The sequence below is a fragment of the Nocardia carnea NBRC 14403 genome, from assembly GCF_000308515.1.
GTDB classification, from domain to species: Bacteria; Actinomycetota; Actinomycetes; order Mycobacteriales; family Mycobacteriaceae; genus Nocardia; species Nocardia carnea.
Genome location: NZ_BAFV01000029.1, coordinates 107,131 through 126,968 on the forward strand (window position 1 = coordinate 107,131; position 19,838 = coordinate 126,968).

At 66.8% G+C, this 19,838-nt stretch carries 18 protein-coding genes; 15 read left to right on the plus strand and 3 right to left on the minus strand.

All coding sequences use genetic code 11. The features are described 5' to 3' along the window. Positions 1 to 33 precede the first annotated feature (33 nt). The 3 genes from ON22_RS11075 to ON22_RS11085 are packed head-to-tail and all read left to right on the plus strand — an operon-like array spanning position 34 to position 1,053. Positions 34 to 300 carry a metal-sensitive transcriptional regulator gene (locus tag ON22_RS11075; RefSeq protein WP_033242073.1) on the plus strand — a complete coding sequence of 89 codons (267 nt, stop codon included), beginning with the start codon at positions 34 to 36 and terminating at the stop codon, positions 298 to 300. Between the two features lie 41 nt (positions 301 to 341). Continuing rightward, positions 342 to 626 (plus strand): YgaP family membrane protein, encoded by a 285-nt coding sequence (locus tag ON22_RS11080; protein ID WP_051157447.1) that lies wholly within the window; start codon positions 342 to 344, stop codon positions 624 to 626. Positions 627 to 630: 4 nt separating this feature from the next. Next, entirely contained in the window at positions 631 to 1,053 is a 423-nt protein-coding gene (locus tag ON22_RS11085) for a DUF302 domain-containing protein (protein ID WP_033242074.1), read from the plus strand. 911 nt (positions 1,054 to 1,964) lie between these two features. Here the strand turns inward: ON22_RS11085 and ON22_RS11090 are convergent. Then, on the minus strand, positions 1,965 to 2,651 hold the full coding sequence (locus tag ON22_RS11090; protein WP_033242075.1) for a TetR/AcrR family transcriptional regulator: 687 nt from the start codon (positions 2,649 to 2,651) through the stop codon (positions 1,965 to 1,967). 497 nt (positions 2,652 to 3,148) lie between these two features. On the opposite strand from ON22_RS11090, the gene ykgO reads away from it, so the two are divergent. The 5 genes from ykgO to ON22_RS11115 are packed head-to-tail and all read left to right on the plus strand — an operon-like array spanning position 3,149 to position 7,533. Further along, positions 3,149 to 3,271, plus strand: a complete 123-nt coding sequence (gene ykgO, locus ON22_RS11095) for a type B 50S ribosomal protein L36 (protein WP_033242076.1) — start codon at positions 3,149 to 3,151, stop codon at positions 3,269 to 3,271. A gap of 44 nt (positions 3,272 to 3,315) precedes the next feature. Then, a complete protein-coding gene (locus ON22_RS11100; protein ID WP_033242077.1) occupies positions 3,316 to 4,431 on the plus strand; it encodes a FecCD family ABC transporter permease in 1,116 nt (371 codons plus the stop codon). Continuing rightward, positions 4,431 to 5,249 (plus strand): ABC transporter ATP-binding protein, encoded by an 819-nt coding sequence (locus ON22_RS11105; RefSeq protein WP_051157449.1) that lies wholly within the window; start codon positions 4,431 to 4,433, stop codon positions 5,247 to 5,249. The genes ON22_RS11100 and ON22_RS11105 overlap by 1 nt, the downstream gene beginning before the upstream one ends. A gap of 17 nt (positions 5,250 to 5,266) precedes the next feature. Continuing rightward, the gene (locus tag ON22_RS11110) at positions 5,267 to 6,256 is read left to right on the plus strand and encodes an ABC transporter substrate-binding protein (RefSeq protein ID WP_174375571.1); all 990 of its coding nucleotides are present in this window, start codon (positions 5,267 to 5,269) and stop codon (positions 6,254 to 6,256) included. Beyond that, on the plus strand, positions 6,253 to 7,533 hold the full coding sequence (locus ON22_RS11115; RefSeq protein ID WP_051157451.1) for an MFS transporter: 1,281 nt from the start codon (positions 6,253 to 6,255) through the stop codon (positions 7,531 to 7,533). The genes ON22_RS11110 and ON22_RS11115 overlap by 4 nt, the downstream gene beginning before the upstream one ends. Before the next feature lie 220 nt (positions 7,534 to 7,753). Here ON22_RS11115 and ON22_RS34575 read toward each other — a convergent pair whose 3' ends face one another. Further along, a complete protein-coding gene (locus ON22_RS34575) occupies positions 7,754 to 8,671 on the minus strand; it encodes a LysR family transcriptional regulator (RefSeq protein ID WP_051157452.1) in 918 nt (305 codons plus the stop codon). Between the two features lie 115 nt (positions 8,672 to 8,786). Here ON22_RS34575 and ON22_RS11125 point away from each other — a divergent pair, with 115 nt between their 5' ends. The 5 genes from ON22_RS11125 to ON22_RS11145 are packed head-to-tail and all read left to right on the plus strand — an operon-like array spanning position 8,787 to position 14,791. Then, positions 8,787 to 10,052 carry an MFS transporter gene (locus tag ON22_RS11125; protein ID WP_157170406.1) on the plus strand — a complete coding sequence of 422 codons (1,266 nt, stop codon included), beginning with the start codon at positions 8,787 to 8,789 and terminating at the stop codon, positions 10,050 to 10,052. After that, positions 10,049 to 11,620 (plus strand): ABC transporter substrate-binding protein, encoded by a 1,572-nt coding sequence (locus ON22_RS37925; RefSeq protein ID WP_033242079.1) that lies wholly within the window; start codon positions 10,049 to 10,051, stop codon positions 11,618 to 11,620. Before ON22_RS11125 ends, ON22_RS37925 begins: the two co-directional genes overlap by 4 nt. Then, on the plus strand, positions 11,608 to 12,561 hold the full coding sequence (locus tag ON22_RS11135; protein ID WP_231508066.1) for an ABC transporter permease: 954 nt from the start codon (positions 11,608 to 11,610) through the stop codon (positions 12,559 to 12,561). The genes ON22_RS37925 and ON22_RS11135 overlap by 13 nt, the downstream gene beginning before the upstream one ends. Continuing rightward, positions 12,558 to 13,361, plus strand: a complete 804-nt coding sequence (locus tag ON22_RS11140) for an ABC transporter permease subunit (protein ID WP_051157454.1) — start codon at positions 12,558 to 12,560, stop codon at positions 13,359 to 13,361. The genes ON22_RS11135 and ON22_RS11140 overlap by 4 nt, the downstream gene beginning before the upstream one ends. Continuing rightward, on the plus strand, positions 13,358 to 14,791 hold the full coding sequence (locus ON22_RS11145) for an ABC transporter ATP-binding protein (RefSeq protein WP_033242510.1): 1,434 nt from the start codon (positions 13,358 to 13,360) through the stop codon (positions 14,789 to 14,791). Before ON22_RS11140 ends, ON22_RS11145 begins: the two co-directional genes overlap by 4 nt. Before the next feature lie 139 nt (positions 14,792 to 14,930). On the opposite strand, the gene ON22_RS11150 is transcribed toward ON22_RS11145, so the two are convergent. Beyond that, positions 14,931 to 15,347, minus strand: coding sequence for a Fur family transcriptional regulator (locus ON22_RS11150; RefSeq protein WP_063820573.1), 417 nt, complete (start codon positions 15,345 to 15,347; stop codon positions 14,931 to 14,933). Positions 15,348 to 15,939: 592 nt separating this feature from the next. Between ON22_RS11150 and ON22_RS11155 the strand changes: the two genes are divergently transcribed. Then, the gene (locus tag ON22_RS11155) at positions 15,940 to 17,790 is read left to right on the plus strand and encodes an ABC transporter ATP-binding protein (RefSeq protein ID WP_033242081.1); all 1,851 of its coding nucleotides are present in this window, start codon (positions 15,940 to 15,942) and stop codon (positions 17,788 to 17,790) included. Then, entirely contained in the window at positions 17,787 to 19,532 is a 1,746-nt protein-coding gene (locus tag ON22_RS11160; RefSeq protein ID WP_033242082.1) for an ABC transporter ATP-binding protein, read from the plus strand. The genes ON22_RS11155 and ON22_RS11160 overlap by 4 nt, the downstream gene beginning before the upstream one ends. Positions 19,533 to 19,838 lie beyond the last annotated feature (306 nt).

The following is a 19,838-nucleotide window of genomic DNA, read 5'->3' on the forward strand; positions in this document are numbered from 1 at the left end:
TCGGGTGGGGAAAGTGAAAAGGAGAAACACACCATGATCGGCGACGAGAACACCATCGCTCCCGTACTCAACCGGCTGCGACGCGCCCACGGACAACTTGCGGGTGTCATCGCGATGATCGAGGCCGGGCGCGACTGTAAAGATGTGGTCACGCAGCTCGCGGCTGTTTCCCGTGCGCTGGACCGCGCCGGTTTCAAGATCGTCGCCACCGGTTTGCGCGAATGCCTCGATCGCGAGGACACGGACACCAACCCGATGACAGTCGACGAACTGGAGAAACTGTTCCTCGCGCTGGCCTGACCCCAGCGCGCCCAGGACCCCAGCAGAGGACGGACGAACATATGCCGACCCTTGTACACCACCACGAATGGACCATCGACCGCCTGGTCCCGTTGCTTGCCGGAATCCTGGTCCTGGTGAGTACCGCCCTGGCGGCCGCGCTGTCGCCGTGGTGGCTGGTCCTGACCATGCTCGTCGGAGGGAACCTGCTGCTCTACAGCGGGGTCGGCTGGTGCCCGGCCACCTTGATAATGACACGTCTCGGCGTTCCCGCGGGTTCCACCACCTGCCCGAACCCGCGCATTCGAATCCGCGCGGCCACAGCCACCCACCGGAACAGGAGTTGAGCAGATGACCGACACCAACACCGCACTCGCGATTTCCACGACCCTGGCCACCACCTTCGACGACGCCGTGCAACGCACACGCGCAGCATTGTCCGAGCAAGGGTTCGGCATACTCACCGAAATCGATATGCGCGCCACCCTCGAGGCCAAACTCGGCCACCAGATGGAGGACTACCTCATCCTCGGTGCGTGCAATCCGCCGCTGGCCCACCGCGCCGTCGAAATCGATCGCCAGATCGGGCTTCTGCTGCCCTGTAACGTCATCGTTCGCCGTGTCCCCGGAAACGCCACCGATGTATTCGTCGAAGCGATGAATCCGAACGTCATGGTCCAGGTCACCGGAGAATCATCGCTGGGAGCCGTTGCCGACGAGGCCTCGACGAAACTCCGGGCGGCCATCGACTCGCTGCACGTAACCCCGCACTGACAAGACATACCTTTCTTATCCAGTGCCTTCCCCGGCCGGATGACCGTGGGCAGAACCCGGCACCGCCGTCAGGCGGGGAAACAGAGCCGGTAGGGTTACGCCGAGCCGATCCTGCACCGCCGCCGCGAGGCCAAGGCCAAGTTCGAGTGAGTGATGTTCAGTGATTGAAAAGTAGCTTCTGGCAGCTCTTTTCGAACAGAGGCCCCTCACATGGAACGCCAGGTGAGGGGCCTCCGTAATCACTGGCGATCAGGCCGGCTACCGGCTCACTATGTGGCCGCGCAACTCACCGAGTATGTTCTTCCGGCGTGTCGTCGCGACGACACGCCGACGAATTTTCGTGGCAGCTAATCATTCGCAATCTTCGGGAGCGGGGGTGCTGCCTGGTTTCTGGGCATTCTGGAGCGTCCTTGGCGGGCGGCCCCCAAAGACCGTAGCGGGGGCGAGGACCGGCTGGCGTGACATGTCTTCGAGACGGGAGGGGGAGTGGGACCACTACGTCCACGCGCTCTGTCGGCCAGCACTCGCTCTATATCGATTGATGATGGACTACGTGGGGTAGGTGCCGAGATGGCCGCCCCCCTGCCATGCTCAGCCATCGTGATCCGCTGCCCAGCGGGGGGCACCGACTCGGCCGAAAAAGATCCGCGGATTGCTGCTGCGGCTCCATATTCCGCTCTCGGTAGGGGTTTTGCCGCTTTCGCCGGGAGTCCGTACTGCGGCCGAGTCGGGGCGATGCCCGATGAAACCCTTGCCCTTCGGCGTGGCCGGTCGCGCGTCCAGAAACCGTGGTGTTGTCCTCTTACCGACCTCGCGGGCCCCGGGGAGCGCTTGTGGGCTGAGCCTTCCTCACGTCTGTACGGTCGGCTGTCGGCCTGTTCGGTCCGCCGCGCGTTGCGGCCGGGCAGGTGTCAGTAGGTGTTCGGCCTGCCGAGGTTGGCGACCAAGCCGTCGATGATGTCGCGGGCGGCTTTCGCCGAGTCGTAGCTTTCCATCGCGGCCGTCCACTGAGGCATCAGGCGAACCACCGAGGGGAAGTCGCCGAGCTGCTCCGATGTGGCGGATTCCGTCCAATGCGCTGGTGATCTGCCGCGGCCGGCGGCAGCCGAGCGCTCCTCGGCCGACCTGCGGGCGCTGAGCTCGCCGAGCGTGAAACGCCACAACACCGAGTACATGTAGGCCGCCTCGGTATCGGTGGCTCCCAGCGTCCGCGCAGTGGCAACGAATTCGTCGAGGATCCACATCGCCGCGCGACCGTAGGTCTCGCCGGTGACGAGAATGTCGACCACCCACGGAAGTTCCTGCAGGGTGTCGACGAGGTAGATGATGATCGCGGCCAGCCGGTCTCGCGGGTCGGCGGGGAGTTCCGGGCGCCGGAGTTCCTCGGCACGGGCGTCGAGAACGGCGAAGAACAACGCGCCCTTGGTGGGGAAGTGGTGGTAGATCGCGGCCGTACTGACGCCGAGGCGACCGGCGATCCGCCGCATGCTGAACGTCTCGGCGCCGTCATCGGACAGCATCTGGTGGGTGGTGGCGAGGATCGTTTCGCGGTCGAGGCGAACCGGTCGGCCGCGTCTGCGGGGCGGGGGGTTCGTCACGAGTGTCCATTGTGCGCAGGGCGCTGCCGGCAGCAGGGGTTGGGGTGTGCCTACTGCACCGGAGACATCTGATAGCGAATTGGGCAACGCTGGTGACGACCGGAACTTCCTCCGGCGGCAACCTGGTCGACGGCGGCTTCTCACGCCACTTCTGCCGGACTTCTGCCGAAGTCCTGTGCTTCGCGCTACCCGTGGCGAGCGGTGAAGTGAGCGGTGCAGGTAGCCGGGGCGCGGCACGGATCGCGTCGCATGCCCGGCGCTGAAAGGCTCGTTCAATCACCCGAGGCCAGCGCTCGCCGGCCATGGTGTCGGGCAGGTCGAGGTCGAACCAACACAGGCGGCCGTTGTCGAGACGGTCGAAGCGAGTGGACAGGCCGCAGCCGAGGTCCACCACCGACTACCGCTGTTGCGTCCACCTGCTCCACCCGGACCTCTCGTAGCCACTCGACCGCTCGAATCCTATATTGTAATGAAAACCGTTTTCGTAAGGAGCGTCGATGAAGGTCCGGAAATCGATTCGGTCGTTGAAGAACCAGCCCGGAGCGCAGGTCGTGCGGCGCCGCGGCAAGCTCTACGTGATCAACAAGAAGAATCCGCGCTTCAAGGGTCGCCAGGGCTGAGTGGCGAGCGGGGTAGGCGCGCAGGTGTTCTTCGAGTTCGTTGGATGTGTGAGTTGGCGGCGAATCGCGCGGTGACCCCCTGGGCCGGAGAAACGGCTGTTCCGGATACCGTGCGACGGTGGCAGACCAGGGCCGGGGCCACGGCACTGTTGGTGCTGCTCACAGTCGTGCTGGCAGTGTCGATACTGGTGGCGATCGGGCTGGGGTCCGCGTCGATCCACCCCGCCGAGACCGCCCGCTTCCTCTGGGCCTCGGTGACCAACGGGGCCGTGGCCGCCGAGGAGGCGACCCGGTATCAGATCGTCTGGCAGATCCGTACGCCGCGCGTGCTGCTCGCCGCCGTCGTCGGTGCCGGGTTGAGCGTCGCCGGTGCGGTGATCCAGGCACTGGTCCGCAACTCCCTGGCGGACCCGTACATCCTCGGCGTCTCTTCCGGCGCGTCTGTCGGCGCGGTGTCGGTTTCGCTGTTCGGCGCGCTGGCGGGCCTGGGGATCTACGCCGTCTCGGCCGGCGCCTTCCTCGGTGCGCTGGGCGCGACCGCGCTGGTGTACGCGGTGGCCTACCGGCGTATGGGGGTGACCCCGCTGCGGCTGGTGCTGACCGGCGTGGCACTCGCATTCGGCTTCCAGGCTGTGATGAGCGTGCTGATCTACTTCGCACCGGGCAGTGAGGCGACCAGCACCGTGCTGTTCTGGACGATGGGCTCGTTCGGTGCCGCGACCTGGGGCTCTTTACCGGTGGTGGCGGCGATCTCGGTGATGGGTGCCGTGCTGTTGTTCCGGTACAGCCGCGTGCTGGACATCATGTCCCTCGGCGACGAGACCGCCGCAAGTCTCGGCGTGGATACGGCCGGGGCGCGCCGCGGCTTGTTCGCGACGACCGCAGTGATGACCGGCGCGATGGTTGCGGTCAGCGGCACCATCGGATTCGTCGGGCTCATCATTCCGCATATCACTCGGATGATCGTCGGAGCCGGGCACACTCGGTTGCTGCTGATCGCGCCGTTCGCGGGGGCGATCCTGACGGTGTGGGTGGATCTGCTGGCGCGGACCGTCGCCGCTCCGCGCGAACTCCCGGTCGGGGTGTTGACCGCGCTGATCGGGGTCCCGGTGTTCATCGTCCTGATGCGCCGCAGAGGCTACGTTTTCGGAGGCGCATAGTGCAGGTACGGATAGCCGATCTCGCGGTGACGGTCGACGGCCGCGAGATCGTCGCGGGCGTGGATCTCGAGGCCGCGCCGGGCGAAGTCTTCGGTCTCATCGGGCCCAACGGGTCCGGGAAGTCCACGATATTGCGTTGTCTCTACCGCGCTCTCGCGCCCAGCGGTGGCACCATACGCATCGGTGAGCAGGTTCTCGCGGACTTGTCGCGGCGGGAGTCGGCGCAGCGGATCGCCGCGCTCACCCAGGAAAGCGGCACGGAGTTCGACTGCACCGTCGCCGAAGTCGTGGCGCTGGGCCGGGCGCCGTTCAAATACGGCAACCAGCCGCTGACCTCGGCCGAGCGCGAACTGTGCCGTGAGGCGATGGCACAGATGGATATCGAGCATCTGGCGCACCGCGGCATACTCGGCCTCTCGGGCGGTGAACGGCAGCGCGTGCTCGTCGCGCGGGCCCTCGTCCAGCAGCCCCGAATCCTCATTCTGGACGAGCCGACGAATCACCTCGACCTGCGCCATCAGATCGAGTTGCTCGGATTGCTGCGGACCGCCGCGCCGACCGTACTGATCGTACTCCACGATCTGAATCTCGCTGCCGCGGCCTGCGACCGGATCGGCGTGCTCGCCGGCGGCCGGCTGGTGGCGGTGGGGCCGCCGGCGGAGGTGCTGACCGCGGAGCGGATCGCCGAGGTGTTCGGTGTCGATATCGCCGTGGTCGCACATCCGCTGACCGGCACGCCGCAGATCCTCTACACGCTCCCGGGCGCAACCGTGCCCATGGCCACAACGGACACGATCACGAAAGAGCCGACACGATGAAGGCGAACAGGACCGGCATGCCCCGGTACAGAGGTGCGATTCTCCTGGTCACCAGTGCATTCTTGCTGGCGGCGTGCGGCGCGCAGGTCGATGGCGCCGGCGATGCCGGGCGCCGCACGACGGTGCAGCGGTGCGGCGAGGAGGTGGAGTACACCGTGCCGCAACGTGCGGTGGTCTACGAAGGGGGCAGCGCCGACAAGATGTTTGCGCTCGGCCTGGCCGACCATGTGCACGGATACGTGCTGCCGCCCGCGAACCCGCCGGTGAGCGAATCACCCTGGGCCGCGGACTACGAGAAGGTCGAATTCCTCAGCGATGATCTGCTCAACCGGGAACTCGTGGTCGACGCCAGAGCAGATTTCGTTGTCGCCGGGTGGAACTCCGGGTTCTCCGATTCCCGCGGGATCACCCCCGAAATCCTCGACACGCTCGGTATCCAGAGCTTCATGCACGCCGAATCCTGTTTCAACTACCCCGGATTCCCCGAGCGGCATACGCCTTTCGAAGGTCTCTACACCGACCTCGAGCGGCTGGGACAGATTTTCGGCGTCGAAGATCGTGCGGCCGATCTGATCGCCGACTATCGCAAACGCGTCACCGCGGTTCGGCAGCAGGCACCGGCAGGGCAGCCGGTCAAGGTATTCCTCTATGACTCCGGCACCGACAAACCCTTCACCGCAGCGAGCCAGGTGCCTCCGACCGAAATCATCGGGTTCGCAGGCGGGGAGAACGTTTTCGCCGATATCGACGCGCGCTGGACCGAGGTGAGCTGGGAGGCTGTCGTGGAATCCGCGCCGGAGGTCATCATCATCCTGGAATACCAGGATGCGCCGGCACAGGAGAAGATCGATTTCCTGAAGAACAATCCGGCCACCGCATCGCTGCCGGCGGTGACCGGCAACAAATTCTTCGTCCTCGACTACAACGAAGCCATATCCAGCCCACGCAATATCGACGGACTGGAGAAGTTCGCCGCCTATCTGCGTGACCATGTGGCGGCCGGATGATCGACGATCGGATGAACACCTCCGCCGCCGATGCGGCGAACCTCTCACGGGCAACCGAACTCGAAACGTCCGGTGAGCACCAGATATCCGATTCCCGTATGGTCCGCGCACTGTGGCCCGTGTCGACAGCTGCGATCATCGGCCTCTTCCCCTTCACGATCTATTCCACGTTCCTGGTGCCGATCGCGGCCACCGCCGGTGCACCGGAGTCGGGAATCGGGTTTCTGCGCGGGCTGGGCGGCCTGGCCGCGCTGGTGGCGGGAATCGCGGTGGCGCCGTTGCTGGCGCGATGGTCGAAGCAGTATGTGGCCGTCGCGGCACTGATCCTGCTCGCCGCGGCGAGTGTCCTGGCCACCACCGGTAGCTTTGCCGCGCTCACCGTCTTCTGCCTGGGCATCGGCATCGCGACCGCTCTGCTCACACCGGCCCTGCTGACGCTGGCGACCGCACGGTTCTCCGGCCCCGGGAATATCGGCCGGGCGGCGACAATGGTCACCGCGATCCAGTCGCTGGCCGCGGTCCTCGCCGGGCCGGTGATCGGTGTGATGGGGTCGTGGCAGGGCTGGCAGGGCGCCCTGTGGCTCACCGCGGCGGCCAGTGTGCTCATCGCGGTGGGGTTGCTGCGCTCCCGGGCGCGTGAAACCACTCCGCCGGCGCCCCCGGTTTCGCTCGGCTACTTTGCGTCCTTTCGCGCACTCCGGGTGCAGCCGGACCTACTCGCGCTCATCACCGTCGCAGCACTACGCACCACTTCGTTCATGGGATACCTGGCGTTCCTCGCGGTGTTCTACAACGACCGGTTCGACCTCACGGCATCGGCGTTCACACTGGTGTGGACCCTGAGCGGCGCTTCGTTCTTCCTCGGCAACTATCTGACCGGCCGCTGGATACGCGATCCCGATTCGATGACGGGCCGCCACCCCGCAGTGGTGCTCACAACCGGATTGCTCGGCGCGTTGCTCGCGGTGCTCGGAGTTTTCCATACCACCGCGTTGCTGCCCGCACTGGCCGCGACTGCCCTGATGGGGTTCGGTCATGCTGTGGTGGCCGCCCAGGTGACCACGTCGCTCGCGCGCCGCAGCGGCGACCTGTCCGCGACCGCGTTCAGCCTGAATGCGGCCGGTATGAGTCTGGGCGTGTTCGCGGGATCGGTGCTCGGCGGCCTCGGCCTCGCGGCCGGGGGCCATACCGGTCTCGCGCTCGCGCTGAGCCTGCCGACGATTCTTGCGCTGACCCTCGTTCCGGTGACGACAAGAACTGGCACGCGGCCCGGGTAACGATACGACTGGAATACGCCGAACTCGCAGGCCCGAACCGGGTTTCGACGGTACTGCGCCGACAATGGGGGTGCGCGTGCCCGGGGCGGAGGTCCAGCTGCAGTGCCGAGTCGGGGTTCGGTCTGTGCGAGCACGTACTGTCCGGCCCGGGCTCCGGCGTTGCGGACTCGGAAATACACTGTGTGCTGCTGGTTGGCGTGCCGGTTGCCGTCCACGTTGTCTAGCGCCGCCCAGATACCGGCGCCATGTTCGCGGGCCGGTCTCGGTCCAGGTGCAATGCCTCGGCGAGATTGCCGGAGTATCGAGAAACTGGGTTCGCGTGGGCTGTTACGAGGGCCAGCGGCATCGACAGGGGGCGCGGCAGTGCCCGGGTATGTTCACCTGCTCGTGGGTCAGCGGCCCACGCCGTACGTGGTACTGCGGCGAGCTCGCTGCGTTCCCGCGCAACCGCAAGTGCAATGGGCGCCGTACCGGCGAGGTGTACCCGTGCTCCTCGTGCGGTGAAGTCCTGGGCGACGTCGTCCGGCTGTGAGCTGTAGCTCGCGAGCCACAGCGGAGTCGTCCACGGTGCGCGGTTGCCGAGCCGGGGGTCGACAGGTGTGACGCCGGGCGGGGTGACGAGCAGTAATGGATCGCTTCCGAGCCTGGTGACTTCCGCCGCGGCGGGTGCCCAGGTGGTATGTGGTGCGATGACGACGGCCGCGTCGAGATCGCCTTCGTCGATCATGCGCAAAAGCCGGCGCCCGTTGTCGATTCGCTGCTCGACTGTCGTTTCCGGCGGAAGGAGTCGTTGGAGTGCGGTGAAGACCGGTACGGAGAGGCTGGTGAAGGTGCCCACTCGATACCGGCGGATGCCGGCGGCTCGGCGCGCGCCGTCGGAGACGGCCGCGACGGACGCCAGGGCCTGCCGTGCGAGGCGTACATACTCCAGTCCTGCCGCGGTCGGCCGGGTTCCGCGCGTATCGCGATCGAACAGGGCCACGCCGAGTCGTGCCTCGATACGGCGTAGCCGCTGCGAGGCGGAGGGTTGCGCGATATGCAGGCTCGCGGCAGCGGCGAGCACGGAGCCGTGATCGGCGAGCGCGACGGCGAGACGTAGATCGTCGATCGAGCTGATGCCGTCGGTGTGATTCGCCATAGGCTCAAGTTATAGCCGAAACGATAATGAAAACCACTACCGCATCATGGGTGGTATCGCGCAGACTCTGCTTCGGCATGTTTACCTTTCTCTCGCACGTCATCGAGCAGCTCGGATGACAACCCGTTCGAACCTGCGTTCCTTTTCGCGCCCGGTGCAGGTACTGGTGATCAATCAGTTCGGTGTGAACGCCGGCTTCTACCTCCTGCTCCCGTTCCTCGCCGCGTATCTCACCGATTCGGTGGGTCTGACCTTGGCTGCGGTGGGTCTGATACTCGGGGTGCGCAATCTCGCCCAGCAAGGCATGTTTCTCGTGGGTGGGGTCTGCGCCGACAAGTTCGGTAGCCGGCCCATGATCATGGCCGGCTGTCTGCTGCGCGTCGTCGGGTTCGGCCTGTTCGCGCTGACCGACGAACTCGGGGGGCTCCTCGCGGCGTCGATCCTCAGTGGTGTGGCGGGCGCCCTGTTCAATCCGGCGGTTCGTTCCTATGTCGCCACCGCGTCCGACGACCGCACCGTGGACGCCTTCGCGTGGTTCACTCTCGCGGGTAACGCGGGGATGTTCGTCGGTCCGCTCCTGGGGGCGGCGCTCCTGCTCGTCGACTTCCGCGTGGTCGCCGGCGTCGCCGCCGCGCTGTTCGCGGTGCTCACGGTCGCGCAGGCGATCTGGTTGCCGCCGCAGCGGGTGGATCGTGCGGAGCCGATGCGGGCGGGAATGGCGGGGTTGCTGCGCAACGGCCGCTTCTGGCTGTTTGCACTCGCCGGAAGTGCCGTGTTCTCGCTCCAGAATCAGCTGTATCTGCTCTTTCCGCAGGAAGCCGATGCCGCGGTGTCCGGGAGTGTCGGGACCGTGGCGGTTTTCGCCGTCTCCACCCTCGTCGCGGTGGTCTGCCAGCGCCCGCTCACCCGATTCGCTGTGGCGAGGTGGCAGGCCCACCGTTCGATCGTCGTCGGCTACGTCGTCATGGGAACCGGTCTCCTCCTGCCCGTGGCGGCCACGGCGTGTTCTCCGGTCGTGCGATTTGCGGCGATTCTGCTCGCGGCCGTAGGCCTGGGCCTCGGCGTGGTGATCGCCCAGCCGTTCATGCTCGAGCGGATCGCGCAACACGCCTCGGCGGGGATGACCGGCACCTACTACGGCGCGTTCTATCTCCTCTCGGGGGTGTTGGCGGCGGCGTCCGGCGCGCTGCTCGGTGCTCTGTTGGAGCAGTCCGCACCGCTGGCCTGGATCACCTGCGCCGGTATCGCCCTCGGCGCGGCGACCTTGTCGCTGTCCCCGTTCACCGCACCGCGCACCGAGCACGGCACAGATCCCGGTCCCGGTGCTACGCACCGGACGTCGTCCCGGCCGGGGCCATCAGAAAGGAGCATCCCACGATGACCTCACCTACCGGTTTCCGTCCGACCCGCAGATCCCTGCTCATCGGTGCATCTCTCGCCGGCTTGGCAGGCGTGGCGGGGTTGTCCGGCTGCGGGCCGTCATCTCGGAGTGGACCGGCAGCGGGTCCCGGGTCGACGCCGGTGTCCGGCGGCACGCTGCGCGCGGCATTCGCGGGCGGCGGGGCGCAGGAAACGCTCGACCCGCACCGGGCGAACCTCTTCCTGGAAGCTTCGCGTTCGAAGATGATTTTCGAAAAGCTCGCGGACGTCGGACCGGATATGTCGGCGGTGCCGCGGCTGGCGGAGGGGTGGGAGCCGAATGCCGAGGGGACCGAGTGGACGATCAGGTTGCGTGCGGCCGTGTTCCACGACGGGCGGCCGGTGCGGCCGGCCGACGTCCTGTACAGCTTGCGCCGGATCACCGACCCGCATGAGGGTTTCCGTGCCCGCGCCAACTTCGCCATGGTGGATATCGGCGGGTCGAAGGTCCTCGACGACCGTACGTTGCGGCTGCGACTGACCCGCCCCTACACCGAGTTCCCCAACTCACTCGCCGCGTTCGGTGCCTTCATCGTGCCGGAGGGTGCGCAACGATTCGACGAGCCGATCGGTTCCGGGCCGTTCCGCTTCGCCGACTGGGCGCCGGGCCGCTCCCTGACGCTCGACGCCTTCGGCGAGTACTGGGAGGGCCGGCCGTATCTGGACCGTCTCGAGTACCTCATCACCAACGAGGAATCCGCACGGATCAACGCGCTGGTGAGCGGCACCGTGCAGTACGCGCACGATGTCACAGCGGCGACGGCGCAAACCTACGCCGGTCGCGCCGACATCGTCTTCACCCGGCTGGCGAACAGTGGGATGAACGGGTTCGCGATGAAAACCGATCGCGCCCCCTTCGACGAACCCGACGCCCGGCGGGCGCTGTTCGCCTTGACCAACCGTCAGGAGCTCGTCGATGCAGCACTCGGCGGCGCCGGCAGTATCGGCAACGATCTGTTCGGCAAGGGATACCAGTACTACGCCGGCGACCTGCCGCAGCGCGAACAGGATCTGGGGCTCGCCCGCCGGCTCATCGCATCCAGCGGGCTGGCCGAGCACGAGATCGTCATCGACACCGCCGACGCGGGTACGGGCATGGCGGCGAGCGCGAACGTTTTCGCCGATCAACTCCGCGCCGCGGGGCTGCGGGCTTCGGTGCGGCAACGCGATGCAGGGACCTACTGGTCGGATATCCTCCGGGAAGGAACGCTGTGTGCCTACCGCTCCGGCGGTATGCCCATCGAGTCCCATATCTCGCAGCGGCTGCTCAGCAACTCGAGTACGAACGCCACCGCATGGCGCGATCCCGAGTTCGATGCCCGCTATGCTGCCGCGATCGCGACGGTAGACCCCGGGCAGCGGGCCGGTATCTACCACGAGATGCAGCAGACCCTCCACGACCGGGGCGGCTTCCTGATCTGGGGTTTCGCCGACTGGATCGTCGCGACGAGCGGGAATGTCGGCGGAGTCGTCGAATCGCCCGCCAATTCGCTGGACTGGGCGCGGTTCGACCGCGTGTGGCTGGCGTGAGCCTCTTCCGGATACTGGCCGGTCGGCTCGCCTTGGGCGCGGTGCAGGTGCTGGGGGTGGTCACCGTCGTCTTCGTACTCACCGACGCACTCCCCGGCGACGCGGCCGTGGTGATCGCCAGTGATTCACCGGACCCCGAGCGGATCGAACGGTTGCGCGTCGCGCTGGGGCTGGACGAGCCATGGATGCAGCGCTATGCCGATTGGCTCGCCGGACTGTTACGCGGCGACCTCGGGGTCTCACTCATCTCGGAGCGGCCTGTGCTGGATACGCTCCTCGCCGGGCTCGCGCCCACCGCGACCCTCGCCGGCATCACCTTCCTGTTGCTTCCGCCGCTGGCGACCGCGCTCGGTGTGGCCGCGGCCCGGCGCCCCGGATCGGTGGTGGATCGGGCCATCAGTAGCACCACGCTCGGGCTGTACTCGGTGCCGGAGTTCGCGTCCGGCATCGTGCTCATCTCACTGTTCGCCTTACAGCTGGGCATGCTGCCCGCGAATGCGCTCGGCGTCGCGAATCTTCTCGAAGAACCGGCGGTGCTCGTGCTCCCGGTCGTCGTACTCCTCATCCGGCCACTGTGCTCGATATCGCGGCTCGTGCGGGCCGGCTTGGTCGACGCGCAGAACAGTGAGTACGCGGCGCACCTGCGCCGGTGCGGTCTCGGCGAGCGCCGGATCCTGTGGCGGCACGCTCTGCCCACATCTGGGGCGCCCGCGGTCCAGCAGCTGGCGCGGGCCGTGGACTGGCTGCTCGGCGGCGTGATCATCGTGGAGGCGGTGTTCGTGATCCCCGGTCTCGGTACGACACTGGTGGATGCGGTGAGCGCGCGCGATGTACCGATCGTGCAGGGATTGGCCGTGTTTTTCGGTGTCACCACAGTATTGGTGAACGTGCTCGCCGATCTCGTGAGCTACCGGATGAATCCGGCGGCGGTGATCGCATGATCATTCTGGCACGCCGGGCACTCATCGTCGCGCTCATCGCGATCCCGGGCCTCCTGGCGATCGCGGGACCGTTGCTCGCCTGTCCCGCGGAGAGCCGGTCCAGGGCGTTCGATCCTGCCGCGGGCCCGTTCGGCTCCGATTTCGCCGGCCGCGATCTGGGCCGGGAACTACTTCTCGGTGGTGCGCCCATCGTTATCACCTCGGTCGGCGCCACGGTGCTGTGCTATGTGCTGGCGGTGCCGCTGGCGCTCACCGCCGCGGCTGCCGGCCGCCGGCGCTGGATCGATGAACTGATCATGCGACCGCTCGACATCGTCCTCGCGATGCCATCGTTGTTGCTGCTGATCCTGCTGGCCTCGATCGCGCCGCAGAGCGTGATCGTCCTGATCGGCATCGTCGTGGTGGTCCTCGCCCCCGACGCGACGCGGGTCATCCGCGCCGCCGCCCTCGGACCGGCGAGCGGCCCGGCCGCGGAGGCGATGCTGCTCGCCGGAGAACCCCGCTGGCGACGGGTGGGCTGGTTCCTCGGCCGTTCGGCCTTGCGAACCGTTGCGGCCGATGCGGGCGTGCGATTCGTCGGCGCCCTGTACCTGGTCGCGTCGGCGAGTTTTCTGGGTGTGGGTGTTGACCCGGATCAGAGCAACTGGGGCGTGATGATCGAGCAGAATCGAAACGGACTGCTGCTCCAGCCGCTCGCCACGCTCCTACCCGCCTGCCTCATCACTGCGCTCGCGGTGGGACTGAACCTCGCAATGGACGAATGGCATACCCGGACACGGGTGGAGGAGACACAGACATGATCGTGGTCGAAGGACTCACCGTGCGCCTGGGGCAGCGAACCCTGGTCGGCCCGATCTCGTTCACCGCGCGGCCGGGCGAGATCGTCGCACTCGTCGGAGAATCGGGCAGCGGTAAGACCACGACAGGTCTCGCCGTACTGGGGGAGTTCCCCGGCGACTCGGTCGTCGTCGGCACTGTCGAAAGCGATCTCGGTCGAGTCGGCTACCTGCCACAACATTCGGGGCCCGCACTCACTCCCAGCCGGCGGGTGGGCTCGGTGCTGCGTGAAGTCGCCGCCGTGCGCGGTACCGGCGATATTGCGGCAGCGGTCGCACATGCGGTCGCCCGGGCCCACTTCGATCCGGCGTTGCTGAGGCGTTTCCCGCACCAGCTGTCGGGCGGCCAGCAGCAACGCGCGGTCCTGGCACTGGCATTGATCGGCGACCCCGAATGCCTCGTCGTGGACGAGCCGACCACCGGCCAGGACCCCGGCCATCGTGATCTACTCGCCGCCGAACTCGAATCGCTACGTGACGACGGCACGGCGATCATCCTGCTCAGCCACGACCTCTCACTCGTGCGCCGCCTCGCCGACTACACGCTCGTCCTCCGGCGCGGTGACGTGGTCGAGCAGGGACGGACGGTGTGGACCGATCCGCGCGAACCCTATACACGGCAACTGTTCCGAGCCGGGTCGATGGAAATTCCGGCCGGACGTTCCGCATCCGCGGCGGCGGACTCGCCGGTACTGCGTGTGGAGGGGCTCTCGGCGAGGTACGGACGGGGCGGAGTGCCGGTTCTACAGGATCTCGACCTGCGGCTCGAGCGGGGGAGCACACTTACCGTGCGTGGCCCGTCGGGTGCAGGTAAGTCCACGTTGGCGCGCTGCCTCGCCGGCCTGCACGAGCCATTCGCGGGTGAGCTGCGCCTGGCGGAGAAAGTGACCCCCTGGGCGGCGCGATTCCGTAGCCGCGCTGACCGGTCGCGGCTACAGTACGTTTTTCAGGACGCACGCGCGGCCTTCGACCCCTTCCGTCCGATCGGAGCACAGGCGATTCGGCCGGCGGTGAACCTGCGTGGTGAGAATCCGTCGGCTACCGCGAATTCCCTGGCCGATATCGCCGGAGAGGTAGGTATTCGGCCGGAGTGTTTCGCCCGCCGGGCCGCCCAACTGTCGGGAGGGGAGTTGCAGCGCGCTGCCCTCGCTCGCGCGCTGCTCGTACACCCGGACATACTTGTCTGCGACGAGATCACCACCGGCCTCGACGCGGTCACGCGGGAAGCGGTCCTGGATCTTCTCGAACGGCGGGTGCGGGACGGGATGGCACTGATTCTCATCACCCACGAGGATCGAGTCGCCCGCCGATTCGCCGACCGTGTGCTCGCGCTCGGGGCGGTCGACGATGCCGACAGCGCCATCGAGGCGCAGGAGGGCGCGCTGTCCGGTTGAGAACGGACCGCCGCACCACGTCGGCGCCTGTATCGGCTCGGCGGCCGGCGTCGTGCGGCCCCGGCGTGGTCGCACGTCTTTCCGGCCCATGGCCGGGAATTCGAGCGGGCCGGCCGTGCGGGTCCGGCAGCGGCATGGGTCAGGTGATGCGGCAGCGGACGCACACGCCGTTGAGTTCGAGGGTGTGCGCGATATCGGTGAATCCGGTGATCTGAGGGAGTTTGCCGATCCATTCTTCGACGACATCGGCATCCAGCACGGTGCTGTCCCCGCATGCTCGGCAGATCAGGTGGTGCCGGTGGGTCGGGGATCGGCGCAGCTGGTATCGCCGTTCGCCGGTTTCCTGGCGGACGACGTCCAGGTGCTGTGCTCGGTCGAGTTCCGCCAGTGTCCGGTACACGGTGGAAATGCCGATGCGGTGTCCCTCCAGGCGTAGCCGCGTATGTAACTCCTGCACCGTGGTGAACCCTCCCTGTGCGTCGAGCGCGGACATGATCAACTCACGCTGTCGTGTCCAGCGGCGCATTCCAGGGGCTGCGACATGCTCCCCGATCATGCGCCCAGTTGAGCACAAACGAAAATCGTTTTCAACAAATGGTGGTTTGATTCAATGGGCTCGCCGAATCGGGATGGGGAAAGGGTGCACTGTCTTTCGCGGTTTGGGCGAACCGTGTCGACACAGCGTGCGGGTCTGCTTATGCTACTAGAAATACGCGTTCGTTAAATGTAGGGGATTGTCGTGGCGGCAGCTGGGACCGGGAGCTGGGTGCGGCGTTCGCGGATGGCCTCTCGGGCGGTTTGCTCGTCCGGCGGCGCTCCTGGTCGGTCCGTATCGACCGTGCTGCCGGGTTTCATCCGTTGACTTTGTTCGGGTCGCGGCCATGTCGCTTGCCTGGTCGAAACCCTCCCTGGCGGTTCGCACTTCGGCGGAGATGGTCCGATGTGCGTGATTGCCGGTTGGCGTTGGTCCGGATCGGTCGCGCCGGTGCGGGTGTTGTGTTAGCCTCCGGCTTGTCCGATAATGACAATCATTTTTAGAAACAGTTTTTTTGCTGTCGCCGCTGATCTGGCAGATCCCGAGCGTGGTACCGGGGCCGCCCTGTCGGCGGGGCCGGGAGTTGTCGCGTAAATGACGGACAGGAGCCGTAATGGGTGATACCGGGGCGTCGCTCCAGGTAGACGAAGCGGGGCACGAACCCCGGGTAGCCGCGGCCGAAGCCGGGGTGACGCCCGGTAATGCCTTGTTCCGGGTGACCGAGCCGGTACGCGGCCGGCTCGGTGCCGCCATGGCGGTCGGTGCACTCGGTGGCGCGGCCGGGGTGGCCGGTTTCGTGGGGTTGGCACTCGCGCTCGGAGAACTGGTCGACACCGACGCCGAAACCGGCACGGTGGTGGCGTTTCTGGTGCTGGCCGCCGCCGGGTTCCTCGTCCGATTCGCCATGCGCGCCTGGTCTTTCCTCCTCTCACACCTGGCCTCCTTCGATCTCGAACAACGTCTGCGCAGCGATCTCGCCGCCCATCTGGCGCGGGTCCCGCTCGGCGAGGCGCAGCGCCTGGGTTCGGGGGCTGTGAAGAAAGTTGTCCAGGACGATGTGCGTGGCTTGCACATGGCGGTGGCCGATGCCGTCCCGCTGGCCGGTTTCACAGTGGCCCAGCCCGTCGCGGCGCTCGTGGCCCTGGGGTTCGTGGATTGGCGCCTTCTTCTGGCGGTCGCGTTGTTCCTACCGGTGGTGTTCATCGGAATGCAGCTGACACTGCGGGACTACGTCGAAACCCGGCGTCGCTACGATGAAGCCAACGAGGCCATCAATGCGGCGACGGTGGAGTTCGTCCAGGGCATGCCGGTCGTACGGACCTTCGACGACGGTACGGTGTCGTTCCGGCGTTTCGTGGACCGGGTCCGGCAGTTCAACGTGGCGACCACCGTGTGGCAGAACAACAATCGCAGTGCGATGATCTTCGCCAACCTGACGGTGGCGCCGTTGCCCACCATCGTGATCGTGACCGCGGTCGGTATCTGGTTGACGGCGAACGGGTCGATGTCGCCGGCGCAGCTGGTTGCTGCGATTCTTATCGGCACCCTTCCGGTGGAATCGGTGGTGCCGCTGATGAACCTGTCCAATCTGATCAATGACTCCAAGGCCGGTGCCGCGCGGATCGTCGAGCTGCTCGATATCGAACCGCTGCGCGAGCCGGAGCACCCGGAGTCCCCGGCGGACGGGTCGATCGTGTTCCGGAACGTGCGGTTCGGTTACGGAGGCGCGGACCGCGCCGCACTGGACGGTGTGGACCTGACAATTCCGAGCGGCACGGTGTGCGCGCTGGTCGGGCCGTCCGGCTCGGGTAAATCGACGGTCGCGCGCCTGATCCCACGGTTCTGGGATGTGGATTCCGGAGATGTACTGGTCGGCGGAGTGGACGTCCGCCGGATCAGTTCCGAGACCCTGCTCCGGCAGCTGGCGATGGTGTTCCAGGATCCGTTCCTGCTCTCCGACACCGTGAAGGAGAACATCCGGCTCGCCCGTCCCTCGGCCACCGACGCCGAGGTCGAAGCCGCGGCGCGGGCGGCTCGAGCCCACGATTTCATCGTCGCGGAATTACCCCAGGGCTACGACACACCGGTCGGCGAGCGCGGGGCACGATTGTCCGGCGGCCAGCGGCAGCGGATCACCATCGCCCGGGCACTGCTCGCGGACGCACCGATCGTGATCCTCGACGAGGCGACCTCGTTCGCCGATCCGGAGAACGAAGCGGCGATCCAGGACGCGATCGCCGAGCTCACTCGCGGCCGGACCGTCCTCGTGGTGGCGCATCGCCTGTCCACGATCGTCGACGCGGATCAGATCGTGGTGCTCGAATCCGGGCGGGTCACCGAATCCGGCACTCATACCGAACTGGTCGCGTCCGGCGGCCGTTACGCCCGGCTGTGGGAACATCACCAGCGCGCTCGCGGGTGGGGTCTCGGCAGCAGTAAGAAGAAGGAGGCCACGACCCGATGAGGCGAATTCTGGGGCTCATGCTGCTCGCCGCCGGCGACTACCGCGACGAGTTCCGTCGCACCCTGTGGTGTGCCTTTCTCGGTTCTGTCCTGCAGGCAGCCGCGTATGCCATGCTGATCCCGATTCTGTACGAGCTGAGCCAACCGGATATCGACACCACTGTGGTGTGGACCTGGTTCGGAGTGCTGGTGGCCTGCTGGGTGACGCAAGCGGCATTCCATTACGGCCAGCTCCGATTCGAATTCGGCCGGTGGGCCGATGTGCTCGCCGCTACCCGGATGCGACTGGGTGACAAGCTGCGAACCATGCCGCAGGCCGACCTCGAGCGCCGGGCCGCAGGAGATCTGACCACGGTGATGGGCAGCAATGTTGCCAACGCGACGATGAGTTCGTCGGGGATGGCGTTGTTGTTCATCCAGATGGTGACGGTTCCGGCGGTTATCGGGGTGATCATCTTCGTCGTGGACTGGCGCCTGGGATTGGTGCTCGCGGTAGCGGTTCCGTTCGCGGTGCTGTTCGTCCGGCGTATCCAGCAGATCACCGGAGTGGGTGCGCGCCGGGCCGATGCGGCCGACGCCGCGGCGGCGAGCCGGGTGGTCGAATACGTGCAGGGGTTGCCGGTGCTGCGCGCGACGGGGCAGATCGGCAGCTCGTCGCAGCGTCTGGTCGAAACCCTCGAAGAGCAGAACGACGCCATGTCGGCCATGCAGAAGCGGCTCACCTGGCCGGGACTGCTGGCCTCCAGCGTCGTCCAGCTGTGCCTCGTGGCGATGGCCGCCACCGGGGCGGCGCTGGTGCTCGACTTGGACATGTCGGCGGCATTACTGATCGCCGTGGTGGCCGCGGCGGTGCGTTTCGCCGAGCCGTTGTCGACCATGGCCAATCTCTCCTCGATTTTCGAGATCACCGATTCGGCGCTCGAGCGGGTCGGTCAGGTGCTGGATGCCCCGGCGCTGACCGTGAGCGACCCCGAGGCCCGGATCACCGCCTACGACATCACCTTCGACGAGGTGCATTTCGGATACTCCGACGGCAGCCGGGTCCTGTGTGGAGTCTCCTTCACCGCTCCCGCCCGATCACTCACGGCCCTGGTGGGGCCGTCGGGGTCGGGTAAGACGACGGTGACCAGGTTGCTGACCCGGTACGCGGACCCGGACGGCGGCAGTGTGCGGATCGGCGGGCTGGACCTGCGCACTCTCGACCCGGTGGAGATATACCGCAATATCGCGGTGGTCTTCCAGGACGTGTATCTGTTCGACGATACGATCCGCGCGAATATCGCCATGGCGGCCCCCGACGCCACCCAGGAAGAAATCGAGGCCGCGGCCAGGGCCGCCAATGTGCACACCTTCGTCGAACGGCTTCCGCACGGATACGACACCCGGGTCGGTGAGATCGGTGGCGCATTGTCCGGCGGTGAACGCCAGCGCATTTCGATCGCCCGCGCGATCTTGAAGAACGCGCCGATCGTCCTGCTGGACGAACCGACCGCCGCCCTGGACACCGAAAGCGAGGTCTATGTCCAGGAGGCCATCGATGCACTGGTCGCGGAGAAGACGGTCATCGTCATCGCGCATCGGCTCTCCACCGTGGTGGCCGCGGACCAGATCCTGGTCCTGGAAGACGGCGTGGTCTCCGAGCGCGGCACCCACGACGAGCTGATCGCCCAGGAGGGGCGCTACAGCGCGATGTGGGAGGCACAGACGCGAGCGCGGCACTGGCGGGTGACCGCCTCGGCCTAGCATGCGGGTCCGGGCGAGCGGTCTATCGGGGTAGCTGAGTCCAGCATCGTTTTCGCTATGCGGGTGAGTAGTTCGGTGGTCGGATCCGGGCGGCTCCAGTTTGGGGCAGTGATCGACGGGGAGTTCTACGGTGTCGGGACCCTGTTCGAGGAAGGCCGGTGCAATCGCTTCGGGCATCGGGTCCCGGGTGCAGCGCACGAAGGTGGCCGGAACGTGGTGCCCTGCCGCGCCGCTCAACGCCTGGGTTCCGCTGATGATATTCGCGGGACGCAGCATGGTCACTCCTTCGTCCGCGTCCATCGATAC